Raw genomic sequence first — 12,633 nt, forward strand, 5'->3', positions numbered from 1 at the left:
ATGGGTGACGGGTAAGACTATACGAGTTACTTCTGAAGAGACGGGAATTCCAGAAGGAACTGTAGCTTATTACTACAAGAAGTTTAACAAAAATCCTAATAAAAATGTTATTGATTACAAAACATTATCTGAAGATTCTGAAAAATCACCTTCATTTCGTAGTCAAGTACTTTCAGCCTTTCAAATGAAAAATGTGAAGGATACATACTTTGATCTCATAAAGGAGAAAAAGTATCATCAGGCTAAGGCGTATCTTGAATCGGTTGTATTGTTTCACAAGATTATGAGTCAGTTAGGTGCTGATCTACGAGATCCAAAAATTTTTGGTCCTATTCTTTTAGCTCCAGAACCTATACCTGGTGAAGATCCTCTAACTTATATGCAACGTGCTTTAAAGCAATTTCAAATTTTAGGGATTTGGCCATAAATTACATAAAACTAGTCAAAGTTTGGATAAGGCAAAATATAACTTACTCTCCATGGCTCGTATTGATAATCTCACAAACAAACATATCCCTCCTTTTTTAAAAAATAACTTAATAATGATTTTTAATCTTTTTAAACCAATAAATTTTTTCAGAAATGCGTTTAGGAAACTACTAGTATACTCTTAATGTTAATCCAACTATAATTATGTCCTTCAAACCAACCATCAACCCATATCCTATGTAGGAAGGCGTTAATACTAAACTTTTCAATCAAGATAGATTAAAGGGATTAGCGATTAATCACTCATCTCGTTTAAATTATAATACTCAAAATTCATTAAGTAGAAGAAAATTTTCCTATAAGAATGAATATTCCCAGTTAATTTCCAGTTCATTTATGAAGTATTTAATCTAATAAAAAATCTATTGGTATATCTTGGTAGCTCCCATCAGGTAAAGTCCGCCTAATAGAAATTGGTAAAGCTTTCGATTCAAGTTCAGCTATAGCAAGAGAAATAGGATCAATTATATTAGGAGGTAAAGGTATGAAAGGAGGTGCACCAAGGGCAAGTTGGAGGGATCGCGCTCCAATGATTCTAGCTCTTTCAAACCTAGTGAGAGTTGGCGGACCTATTCTAACCCTTTTAGAAGTAACCTTTTTAGCCTTCTTATTTACATTTGGAGAGGCTTTAGAATGGGACACTATAACTGATCTCCTAGGACCAAAGAACTCAAAGTGTATTAATAAATAAAGTTTTTGGATATAAAGTTCAAATTAATAGATAGAAATTTAAATATACTGATAAGATTATATTTATTATGGAGCCACAGACCTCAGTTTCCAAGCTAAATATCAAGATAGAAGTTCATGGGAAAGGAAATGTTTTTGGTCAGATCTTCCGCCATTTAGCTCCTATCACATTAAACTCTGTTGTAAGGAATATGCCATTAAAGGGAAGAGCGAATAAATTTAAGAATCAATTTGTCTACATTATTTTAGCGATTATCATTGGTACGGAAAAGGCGAAAAAGAAGCTTCAGAGAGGAGATATTGGATTTTTATCATCAAATGGAGCTTTATGTTTCTTTCTTGAAGACTGTGAAGTGGCAATGCCTATTAACCCTTTAGGTACAGTAACTTCAGGGCTAGATGTACTTATGAATATAAAAGCGGGAGATGTTATCTTGATTGATATCTGTTCATAAATACAAGATAATAATCATTTTTGATTCTAAAGCGATTTGAAAAGTTTGGATATTTCTTAATTCAAATATTTGTAAGAATACTATTGTTATATTATACAAAACTTAAGAACTTTCAGATTTAGTATCAACAATAGTATATACCGTGTGACCACTATGCCCCCCAATTTTTATTAAAATTCCTTTTGCTACTAAACTCTTTAAAAGTGCTGATGCTACTGATACTTTAATGTTTAAAGCTTTGGCTGTATTATAAATAGTAACAGCTCTCATAGGCTTGAATATCTTGAACGCTTGCTTTTTATCGATGTTTGGCATTATTACATCTCTTTTACTTTTTTGATGTGTTTTCACATCTTTTTTTTCCTTCCTTCTATCTAAAGCTTGAGCCTTACCTACTTGAGAGATAGATTTTTTCTTAACTCCGCCCATAACCTTCCCTAATGTAATAAAAAATAGTTACAAATAACCTTTCCTTGTTCATTCTATTTATACCAATCTAAACTTTTTTCGATATATTGAATGAAAGAGAAAAAGAAGTCCTTTATTTCATTATTCATATCCGTCTGACCAATCAAATTCTTTGTAATTTCTACATGCTTTTTCGACTCTTCTTTAGCAATCTTAAGTGCCCCAGTCCTTTTAATAGACTTTTTTATAGATACGAGTTGTGCTTTTGTAATATATCCTCTATGCTTAACATGATTCAGTAAATCGCATTCATCTTTATTTGCCTTTTGGCGCATAATTATTATGTGAAGTGGTTTCTTCCCAAGGACTATGTCTTTACCAGGCTTCCTTCCATACTGCTCTTTTGTAGCAAATGTATCTATAATATCATCTTGGATATCGAATGAACAACCAATATTTTTGGCAATCTCTCTCAGCAAGTCAATATCGTGTTCTTTGGCACCACCAAGAATAGCACCAGTTAATATCGATACTTTGAAGAGAGATGCAGCCCTTTTATGGAGCATTGTAGACCACTCAATTATGTCAGGGTCTGTATATTCAAATAGAAGGTCTAGAATTTGACTATCATTAACTTCACAGTAGCCTTCTGCAAATAAGTTTAAAACCTTATTTATCTTTCCGAGAGGGAACCCAGATTTCAATATACATTGTAAGGATAAACTATAAAGAATATTACCTCCAAAGATCGCTAATCCTTGACCAAACCTTCTATCATAAAATGTTGAAAATATCTTGTGGAAGGACTCCCCACCTCTTCTAAAGTTATCTTTATCTATGAGGTCGTCATGTACAAGTATACTGTGCCTATAAAGTTCTATACCTACACAAACATTCAAAATATTTTCATCGATATCATCTTTATATCCTTTGTACAATAATAAAGTGCTGCATGAAGCAAGCCTCTTTCCCTTTCTTTGTGAAAATTCGCTAAGGTTCTCATAAACTTTTTCCATAATTGGATGGTGTATGTGTGAAATTTGAATTAGATGTGAAAAATAGCTCTTAAGCTTTTTTTCGATTAAAGAATTGTAAAAATCTAATACATCCTCCCACTTCATAAAATGCCACCTTAATTGAAAAATGAGGTTGAGTATCTACACTTCAATCTTTAAAGAATCATGCTTAATTATATCCCGCCTTTTTCAGAATCTCCTTTATTGATGGATAAGCTGGAGAAGAGGCTGGTAATTCGAGTAGGGACTTCCCAGTAAGAATATAATCTTCGACATTTTTATCATACGCAATTTTACCCAAATACTTAAGACTAGTTCTCCTTTCAACCTCTTCCTCTAGGTTTTCTCGAAATCTATAACCACCAATAACGTAAAAATGCTTGAAATCGATTTTTACTTCTTTTGCAATTCTATGAGATCTTTTTATATGATCAAAGGATTTTTTAGAAGGATCGATTATGTCCATTATGTCATCTACATTAGATGTTATTTTTCGATTTAAATGTTCAAATCCTGCAGGGGAATCAACAAGCATATATCGATATGTCTTAGTTAATTTTTCTAGCGTTCTTTTTAACGCAGCATCGGGTAAACAGTAGCATCCCTCCATCCATTTTGGTCCAATAGACATAAAATCAAAATACTCACCTTCATATAATCCCTCTTCCCAAATCCTATTCTCTATTCTTTCGGGAGGAGGTACTCCAACTGTAGTACCTCCTTCTTCTAAAAAAGTATCTATTAGTAACTCAGATATAGTCTTCTTACCTTCTTCGTTTAAATCTAAACCAACTGCTTCTCCAAGATTTTGGTCTGGATCAACATCAACTAAAAGTAATGGGTATTCACCCACTTCAATGAAATATTTGGTCATAAGTGCAACAAAACTCGTTTTACCGGTACCGCCTCTGCCTATGGAAACTATTATTCTCATAAGAATTACCATTACAAAATAAATCTATATTTGTCCTTATCAATTTTTAGAAAAACGTCTATTTATATCTTAATACACAAATTAATAGTGATACATAATTGTGATCTGATGTTGCCAACTAAACTATTAGACATAGATGAATTGATTAACGAACCTTATGTGAAAGTTTTGTGCTACCCTGAGCTAAAGTTGAATATCGTTCCTAAACGAATAAATGAATTAAAAACTCTAAAAGTAAAAGGAATCTTATTTCAAGGTAAAACAAAGATAGGTAAGCTAGGAGTTGCTGGAAAAGGTTGCGTAAGCATCGTAGTTAAAGCCTTAACAGAATCAGGTCCAATGGCTTTAAAGATTAGGAGGATGGATGCGAATAGGGAATCAATGGCTAGAGAGGCTGAGATGCATTTGATAGCCAATTCGGTTGGCGTAGGGCCAGAATTGTTTGGAGTAACAGAGAATTTTATTTTAATGGAGTTTGTCGATGGTTATTATATTTTAGATTGGCTAAAAATTATAGGAAAACATATAAAAAAAATTCGTAGCGTTCTTAGAAATTTATTGAATCAATGTTATGCTTTAGATAAAATAGGTTTAGATCACGGGGAATTAAGTAACTTGAAAAAGCATGTAATAGTATCTAAAAGACCTGTGATAATCGACTTTGAGAGTTCTAGCATGAAACGAAAGGTTACTAATGTAACTAAAGTAACACAATACTTGTTTATAGGAGGACCTATGGCTAAGAATTTACGGTGTATACTCGGTATAAAAGATGAGAAGTCGATTTTAAATTCGATAAAAAATTATAAACAGAAGAAAAATGATGAAGCATATTTAAAACTTCTTTCTAGCCTCATGTTAGTTAGAAAAGATACTTTTATTTCTTGAATTTTTGGATTTATATCGTTCATTACGTTTTTTCTACGTTCTTAAAGACGTTCTTTCAAGAAATTAAGGGTGCATTTCGATCTTACTTACGTTCCAGACGTTCTAAGTATTTATTAACGTTCTTATTTCTTAATTATATCATCTAACAATATATTGATATATTTGAGATAGTATCATATAAGAAATAAGTGCTTAAATTTAATGTCGCATTACGTTAGGATGTTCTTCTGTTGTCCTTTTAATACTGATAATTGTTAATATCCTTTTTCTGAGTAGTTGTTATATTCCTATAATGAAAAAGAGGTTCGGATTTCAGAGATAATGCTCCGGGCGGGATTTGAACCCGCGATCAATGGCTCGATTGGCCTCCCATTTAAAAATGAGATAAGGCCATTATGCTTGTCCTGGCTACACCACCGGAGCATTGTAAACTCAATTTAAAAAATAGTATTTTACCCTTTTGGTGAACTTGAAAAATTATATTATGGATTATTTTTAATAATAATGATCTATGAGATTCTTAAGATTGACTTCATTTGAATATTACTCCTGTCTCTTTAGACCAAAAAAGTAAGTCCAATTCATTCATCGGGATATCTATGCGCCTTGAGAACATTCTCATTTGATTTTCAATTGAAATGTATACTTTTTTAGTAATCAATCTCGGAATCTGATCGATAACATTGTACTCCCTCAAATTTTTTAATATATGTCTATCTAGTATCGCTAAATCACTCCCAAGACCTATGTTTCTTAAGAAATGGCTAGCCTCTTTCATCCCAATACCTAAGATATTTTTTACTAACCATATTCTTAGTTTAAATATATCATCAAATGATCGAACTTTTTCTTTTATCTTTAATTTACAATTTTCGGTAAAGAATCTTCGAGCATTGACAATATATCTTGCCTTGTTTTCGCCAAATCTTATAACATTTAAGAATGGTTTGATACGATTTTCGTCTCCCCTAAATAAAAGATCGTTCTTCACGAGCAAATCTATTACTTGCCAACAAGTTATAGCTCTGGATTGCGGCGTACATAAACAAAAAGCAAGTTCAGCAAAGACTCTCTCATCTGATTCATATAGTACTTTTTTAAACTCAAAAAGCCTAGTTTCAATCTCATCCTTTTTATTTTTATAAACTTCGATTAATTCGTCCAATTTTTTTCTCATTAAATTAAACCATTTCTTAATCATTTAATTATTTAGTAATTATTCAAGCGAATCATAAACCGAATAGTCACCTTAAAATCTAAATATTACTTCAATAAATTGATTTTAGGGCCCGTAGCTCAGCTTGGTTAGAGCGACCGGCTCATAACTTTGGGGGGATACCGGTCGGTCGTGGGTTCAAATCCCTCCGGGCCCACGCTACTTGATTGGATACTTCCCAAGTTGATCTACAAGTACAGGTAAAAATGTTCCCACATCTGACACTATTCCGGCTGCTTGAGCTGTTCCCCTATCAGTCAATTTCGTAACAACTGCGGGATTAATATCTACACATACGACCTTTGTAGTTGAAGGTAATAAATTCCCAATAGCTATTGAGTGTAAAGTAGAAGCCATCATGAGAACTAATTTTACGTCTCTAAGGAGTTCTTTGTATTTTTGTTGGGCTTGGAATGTATCTGTAATGACGTCAGTCAAAGGACCATCATCACGAATTGATCCAGCAAGAACGAAAGGCACATTATTCATAATACATTCGAACATTATCCCCTTTTTTAAAATACCCTTCTTTACAGCTTTTAAAAGAGACCCGACCTTCGTAATTTCATTTATTGCTGCCAAATGATTTCTATAACCTTTGAGAGATACAGATCCATCTTTTATGCACATACCTAATGAAGTCCCAAAAAGGACATACTCAACATCATGGACAGCAAGAGCGTTACCAGACAATAAAACATCTACATAACCCAATTTTATCATCTTCGCAAAAGAAAGATCAACGCCTGTATGCACTATTGCAGGACCTGCTACAACAGCTATCTTACCTCCTTCCTTCTTAATTTTATATAAATCCCTCACTATTTGTTTGACTATAGAGATTGATGGCTTCTCAGAAGACGCTCTACTACTCATAAACTCAAAAAGAATTGTTCCTTCTCTAGGACGTTCTGGGGGTTTAATCTTGATACCATACTCACCAACGACTATAAGGTCGCCACGTCTCACTTCACGTATAAATTTACATCTCGCTAAATTCGTTTTTCTATCTACTACAATGACTTTATCCATCATTTGCTCTTTTACTTTTATCCACTTATTATCTACCATGATCTGAGTAGGATGAGAAGTAGTGGAATAGAAATCGTCTGGTAAAATATAATCAGCAGGTGCAGGAACAAGCTTAACTTGGATTACCTTTGGAAGAAAAGCACCTAAACGATACATTTCTTCTAATATGATGCGAAGATGATCTTGATCCCTACCCCTGACCATGAGCTTAGCATAGCTATAGTCCCTCTTCATTTTGCCTATCCTGAATTCCTTGACTTCAAAATCACCTTTTAGGTCCATTATTCTGTCAAAGATCTTCGTCAGGATCATAGAATCTATTAGATGACCTTCTACTTCTATCTCTTGTTCGTATATTCCCTCTTTATTTGTGGATTGAGGATGGAAAAGAATCACCTATTTCCTTATTTCCTTTATTATTTTTAATAATTACTTTATTTTAACTCGGCTTAGTTCTTTAATTTCTCTTATATAGTTATTCTTGAAGGTCATCTACTGCTTTTTATAGCTTTTACATCGCTCATCAATTTATCCTCTCTTAACCAACTAAATTTTAATTATCATCATGTTATGATAATGTGTATATTTATTAAAATAGGTAAACTTATGATAATAGTGATCAATGTTAAATCTAATTCGTAAAAGGGACGGAAGGCTCGAAAAATTCGAATCTGAGAAGATAGCCAAAGCAATATACAAAGCTCTTACAGCAGTTAATCGTAGAAATGGTGAGGAAGCTAAAAAGCTCTCAAGTCGTGTAGTAGCAACACTCAAAGAAAGATTTGAAGATAAGACTCCACATGTAGAGGATGTACAAGATATAGTAGAAGAGGTCTTAATCAAGTATGGTTACGCCGATATGGCGAAAGAATATATTCTCTATAGAAAAAAGCGCACCGAGATTCGAGAAGCAAAAAAATTTTTTGGAGTAGCAGACGATCTTAAACTATCAGTCAATGCTATTAGCATTCTTGAGAAGAGATATCTTCAGAAAGATATGGAAGCCAAAATAATCGAAACTCCAAAACAAATGTTTGATAGAGTGGCAAAAACTATAGCCTTAAATGACTCGTTATATGACAAAACAGTAAATATCGAAAGAATCCAAGAACAATTTTATCGACTCATGGCCTCCCTTGAGTTCCTTCCTAATTCACCGACTTTAATGAATGCTGGTACAAGAATAGGTCAGCTTTCAGCCTGCTTTGTATTGCCGATAGAGGATTCCATGCAAAGCATATTTAATGCTCTAATGAATATGGCGTTAATTCATCAATCAGGTGGAGGGACTGGATTCTCTTTCTCAAAGTTAAGACCAAAGGGGGATATTGTAGGTTCTACAAGTGGCATTGCATCGGGCCCCGTATCATTCATGCGTGTATTTGATACTGCTACTGATGTGATCAAGCAAGGTGGTAGAAGAAGGGGGGCTAATATGGGAATCTTGAGAGTGGATCATCCTGATATATTAGATTTTATAACCGCAAAGTCAAAGGAAGGATTTCTCACCAACTTTAACTTATCCGTAGCCATTACAGATGATTTTATGAAGGCTTTGGAGAATGATGAAGAGTACGACTTGATAAACCCTCGAAATGAAAAACCTTTAAAAAGGCTCAAGGCAACTAGCGTCTTCAACTTACTGATTACGATGGCTTGGAATACCGGAGACCCAGGAGCTATATTCATCGATACTATCAATCGTTACAATCCTACCCCACATGTGGGGGAAATAAAAAGCACGAATCCTTGTGGTGAACAACCTTTACTACCCTATGAATCCTGTAATCTAGGTTCGATCAATCTTAAATTGATGGTTCAGGACGAGATTTTATGGGAAAAATTAAAGGATACAATACATACTGCTGTCCATTTTCTTGACAACGTTATAGATGTCAACAAGTTTCCACTACCTCAAATAGAAAAGATGACCAAGGCAAATAGGAAGATCGGATTGGGAGTAATGGGCTTTGCAGAGATGCTAATTCAGTTAGGTATCCCTTATGACTCAAAAGAAGCTTTGACTATAGCTGAAAAGCTGATGAGTTTTATCACAAAAGAAGCGATAGAAAAATCAAGAGATTTGGCAAATGAGCGAGGCTCGTTTCCAAACTTTGATGGAAGTCTATGGGAAAGTAGAGGTTATAAAAGTTTAAGAAATGCTTCTCTGACAACTATAGCTCCAACTGGAACTATTTCTATAATAGCTGGTTGCTCTAGTGGTATAGAGCCTTTGTTTGCAGTCTCCTTCGTCAGAAATGTCCTTGAAGGCACTAAGCTTTTAGAAGCAAATTCAATATTTGAAGAAGTTGCAAGAAAAAAAGGATTGTATAGTGAAAATTTGATGATGGAGATAGCCAAGAAAGGCTCCATTCAAAATATTGGAGGAATTCCAGACGATGTAAAAAGAGTATTCGTAACAGCTTTAGACATAGCACCTGAATGGCATGTAAGAATGCAAGCAGCCTTTCAGAAGTATACAGATAATGCTGTCTCTAAGACTATAAACTTACCTTACGATGCTACGATAGAAGATGTCAGGGATGCTTACTTACTAGCTTACAAGCTGGGTTGTAAAGGAATTACTGTATATAGATATGGAAGTAAGAAAGAGCAGGTCTTGTACTTGGGTTCTGTTATGAGTAAAGAAAAGGGTGAGACTTTCGAATATGTAAGTGCCCATTCTGAATACTCAGGAGGTTGCCCTGCCGTTTATTGCCAAACTTTTTAAAATGAAAGCTATAAACACATTCATTTTCAATAAAATATATTTGATTTTTCCTTTTTAAGGGATTTCTCAAAGGACACTCTATCATAATATGGTGAGTAATATATATAGAGAAGTTTATTTGAAAAAGTTCAACAATCCATCTTAGGACATTAAATCTAAATGAGAGATTTTATTAAGTTGTGCCAAATTATTTTTATATCCACCAATTGGGGATATGTTAAAAATCTAGGAGCCGCCGTAGCTCAGCGTGGTAGAGCAACTGGCTGTTAACCAGTTGGTCGTCCGTTCAAGTCGGACCGGCGGCGCCATCTATAATTTGTAATATATATAATTTGACGTAATATCTTTTAAATTAAATTAACATCTGAACTTCAATTACAGCTCCTAAGGTCAACAATATTATAACTGCGATTAAAACCAATAGCGCAACCTTCGATTCCTTATTAACTTCTTTTTTAAAAGCTGAGTATACAAGCATCGTGCCTTCCATCATAACTAAAGTGTATGCAGAAAATTCTATCCAAAAGATAGGATTGATAAGAAGAATTAAAATAGAGACGATTGGAGGGACATTATATACAACTGAATAGGCTGATAGGACAATTCCCGTTGAGTAGAGTACAAAGAACATCCATATAATTCCAATGATGGGAACGAACCCAACCAAAGCGATAAATAGATTATTCTGCAATATATACAATGAATCAATTTCTGAGGGTATTGGTACTTCTTCAATTATTGTTTGAGCTGAAGTGTAATCAATAGGAGTTAAGGTGCCTACCAACGTTATCACTGTACTAAGTATGAAGAATAGAATGAACAGTAAAACTCTGATTCTGATGTACTTCATCTAATTAAATATGATGAAGCTATCTATAAATTATTTCTCATTCTACTAAACTAGGCTCTATTTTTATGAATGATCTACTTATTAGAAAAAATAAGGATTAAGACATTTATATCTACTTTCAAAGATTATCTATATGAAATTGCCCAAGATAAATATTGATTCAATACGGGAGTATTTATCATCTATCTTTGAGGATGAAGTATCTATCAAATATATTGGCGAACTTGGAAAAGTGCAAAGGAAAGAGGAAAAGAGGTTAAAAGCATTTGGATATGGTTTACCTTATCTCATTGAAGCTGAGGTTGGGGGTAAGATAAGGCGGTTGGTGCTAGAAACTATAAAGAAAGGAAGATTCGGTCACGAGCACTTTTCAGATAGAGCTCAGATCTTGATATGGCAGCACTCTTCATTTAATAAGTTACCTAAGCATGTAAAATCATGTGATATGGGTGCTTTCACAAAAGTAGGCCTTAAGTCTTTAGGTGACTGTAGAGAATACTTTATTTTAACAGAGAAAGTAGAGGGCATCTCATATCATTTTGATCTCGATAGGATTAAAGAAAAAGAAAAAATTACTAAACTTGATTTAAGTAGGTGTTTAGCTCTCTCAAATTACTTAGTTAAGATACATTCAAAAAAAGGAAAAGATCACCATCTATATGTAAGGAGGGCTAGAGAATTAATAGGTCATGGGGAATGCATCATGGGACTGATCGATAGCTATCCTTCTAATTTATCATATATTGATGAAAACGGTCTTAAGAAGATAGAAAAGATGTGTATAGAATGGAGATATTTCTTGAAGAAAAAGGCTCATAGGCTTTCAAGGGTACATGGCGATTTTCATCCTTGGAATATACTATTTAGAAAAGGTAATGATTTCACAGTTCTTGATAGAAGTAGGGGAGAGTGGGGAGAGCCTGCAGATGATATGGCCTCGATTTTAATAAATTATTTGTTCTATTCCTTACAATTACATGGTAAGCTTGCAGAACATTTCGAAAAATTATTTATGAGCTTTTTAGAGAATTACCTTGAAAAGACTAAAGATTTTGAGTTATTCGAAGTTATTCAACCTTTCTTTGCGTGGAGAGGTTTAGTGATTGCATCTCCTATTTGGTACCCAAACTTATCTGAAGATGTGCGGATAAAAATATTTAACTTCATACATAATATATTGAATATAGATATTTTCGATCCAAAGAATGTCAATTCATATCTAATTTGAACGAGGTATAATGATGAAAGAAGGTTGGTGTATATGGCTGACAGGTTTACCAGGATCAGGAAAGTCGACGGTAGCAAGGGCTTTTTTAACAAAACTAAAAAATAATAAAATCCATGCTCAAATACTCTCTTCAGATGAGCTTAGGAAGGCGATAACTCCTGACCCAAAATATACTGATGAAGAGAGAAATATAGTCTATAGGACAATCTGCTATATAGCCGAGCTATTAACAAAAAACAACATTAATGTTATTATTGATGCAACAGGCAATAGGAAAAGTTATAGAGATAAAGCAAGAGAAAAGATAAAAAATTTTAAGGAAATTTATCTAACATGCTCTTTAGGTGTTTGCATAGAAAGGGAAAGCAAGAGAATGAATACTTCACATGCTCCTAAGGGTATATATGAAAAAGCCTTTAAAGGCAAGTCCACAGTGCCGGGAATAGGTTCTCCCTACGAAGAGCCTTTGAATCCTGAACTCAAACTAAATACAGAGAGGCTTAATCCCAATATTTGTGCTGAAAGAATCTTCAAACTAATCATTGGAAAGGATACTTAAATTGGGGCCTAATTGATATATAAATTAAAGATATAATGCATCTCCTATGTTATTGTTATAAAAAAATTATTTACCTATATCCTTCCATTTACGGTAAATGCCATAGTCCACATACTCTTTGTAAGGACTTTCGATCT

The 12,633-nt window shown here is 33.8% G+C and carries 13 protein-coding genes and 3 tRNA genes; 8 read left to right on the forward strand and 8 right to left on the reverse strand.

The features are described from left to right. Positions 1–427 (forward strand): hypothetical protein (locus L6N96_02820; protein MCP8323098.1); only part of this gene is annotated, 427 nt, incomplete at its 5' end. Positions 428–834: 407 nt separating this feature from the next. Here L6N96_02820 and L6N96_02825 read toward each other — a convergent pair. Further along, a complete protein-coding gene (locus L6N96_02825; protein MCP8323099.1) occupies positions 835–1,131 on the reverse strand; it encodes a DNA-directed RNA polymerase subunit K in 297 nt (98 codons plus the stop codon). 116 nt (positions 1,132–1,247) lie between these two features. Between L6N96_02825 and L6N96_02830 the strand changes: the two genes are divergently transcribed. Then, complete coding sequence (locus tag L6N96_02830) at positions 1,248–1,634, forward strand: hypothetical protein (protein ID MCP8323100.1); 387 nt, start codon at positions 1,248–1,250, stop codon at positions 1,632–1,634. Positions 1,635–1,736: 102 nt separating this feature from the next. Here the strand turns inward: L6N96_02830 and L6N96_02835 are convergent, their stop codons facing one another. The 3 genes from L6N96_02835 to L6N96_02845 form a co-directional block, all read right to left on the reverse strand. Further along, entirely contained in the window at positions 1,737–2,063 is a 327-nt protein-coding gene (locus tag L6N96_02835; protein ID MCP8323101.1) for a 40S ribosomal protein S25, read from the reverse strand. Between the two features lie 53 nt (positions 2,064–2,116). Next, positions 2,117–3,163, reverse strand: coding sequence for a polyprenyl synthetase family protein (locus L6N96_02840; GenBank protein MCP8323102.1), 1,047 nt, complete (start codon positions 3,161–3,163; stop codon positions 2,117–2,119). Positions 3,164–3,227: 64 nt separating this feature from the next. Then, positions 3,228–3,992, reverse strand: coding sequence for a hypothetical protein (locus tag L6N96_02845; GenBank protein MCP8323103.1), 765 nt, complete (start codon positions 3,990–3,992; stop codon positions 3,228–3,230). A 108-nt stretch (positions 3,993–4,100) separates the two neighbouring features. Here L6N96_02845 and L6N96_02850 point away from each other — a divergent pair, with 108 nt between their 5' ends. Beyond that, the gene (locus tag L6N96_02850; protein ID MCP8323104.1) at positions 4,101–4,880 is read left to right on the forward strand and encodes a hypothetical protein; all 780 of its coding nucleotides are present in this window, start codon (positions 4,101–4,103) and stop codon (positions 4,878–4,880) included. A gap of 322 nt (positions 4,881–5,202) precedes the next feature. Here the strand turns inward: L6N96_02850 and L6N96_02855 are convergent. Both L6N96_02855 and L6N96_02860 read right to left on the reverse strand, forming a co-directional pair. Then, positions 5,203–5,303, reverse strand: a tRNA-OTHER gene (locus tag L6N96_02855). A 109-nt stretch (positions 5,304–5,412) separates the two neighbouring features. Continuing rightward, complete coding sequence (locus tag L6N96_02860; GenBank protein ID MCP8323105.1) at positions 5,413–6,045, reverse strand: N-glycosylase/DNA lyase; 633 nt, start codon at positions 6,043–6,045, stop codon at positions 5,413–5,415. 120 nt (positions 6,046–6,165) lie between these two features. Between L6N96_02860 and L6N96_02865 the strand changes: the two genes are divergently transcribed. Continuing rightward, positions 6,166–6,253 (forward strand) — tRNA-Ile (locus L6N96_02865). A gap of 2 nt (positions 6,254–6,255) precedes the next feature. On the opposite strand, the gene L6N96_02870 is transcribed toward L6N96_02865, so the two are convergent. Next, positions 6,256–7,524: a TIGR00300 family protein gene (locus L6N96_02870; protein MCP8323106.1), complete on the reverse strand. Its 1,269-nt coding sequence runs from the start codon at positions 7,522–7,524 to the stop codon at positions 6,256–6,258. 226 nt (positions 7,525–7,750) lie between these two features. Here L6N96_02870 and L6N96_02875 point away from each other — a divergent pair, with 226 nt between their 5' ends. Both L6N96_02875 and L6N96_02880 read left to right on the forward strand, forming a co-directional pair. Next, positions 7,751–9,859, forward strand: coding sequence for a vitamin B12-dependent ribonucleotide reductase (locus L6N96_02875; protein ID MCP8323107.1), 2,109 nt, complete (start codon positions 7,751–7,753; stop codon positions 9,857–9,859). A 231-nt stretch (positions 9,860–10,090) separates the two neighbouring features. Next, positions 10,091–10,167, forward strand: a tRNA-Asn gene (locus L6N96_02880). A gap of 44 nt (positions 10,168–10,211) precedes the next feature. Here the strand turns inward: L6N96_02880 and L6N96_02885 are convergent. After that, positions 10,212–10,643 carry a stage II sporulation protein M gene (locus L6N96_02885; GenBank protein ID MCP8323108.1) on the reverse strand — a complete coding sequence of 144 codons (432 nt, stop codon included), beginning with the start codon at positions 10,641–10,643 and terminating at the stop codon, positions 10,212–10,214. 205 nt (positions 10,644–10,848) lie between these two features. Here L6N96_02885 and L6N96_02890 point away from each other — a divergent pair, with 205 nt between their 5' ends. Together L6N96_02890 and L6N96_02895 are read left to right on the forward strand one after the other, a co-directional pair. Beyond that, positions 10,849–11,937 carry a phosphotransferase gene (locus L6N96_02890; protein MCP8323109.1) on the forward strand — a complete coding sequence of 363 codons (1,089 nt, stop codon included), beginning with the start codon at positions 10,849–10,851 and terminating at the stop codon, positions 11,935–11,937. Positions 11,938–11,947: 10 nt separating this feature from the next. After that, on the forward strand, positions 11,948–12,496 hold the full coding sequence (locus tag L6N96_02895) for an adenylyl-sulfate kinase (protein ID MCP8323110.1): 549 nt from the start codon (positions 11,948–11,950) through the stop codon (positions 12,494–12,496). Positions 12,497–12,633 lie beyond the last annotated feature (137 nt).

The sequence above is a fragment of the Candidatus Methylarchaceae archaeon HK02M2 genome, assembly GCA_024256165.1.
In the GTDB taxonomy this organism is placed as follows: Archaea; Thermoproteota; Nitrososphaeria; order Nitrososphaerales; family JACAEJ01; genus HK02M2.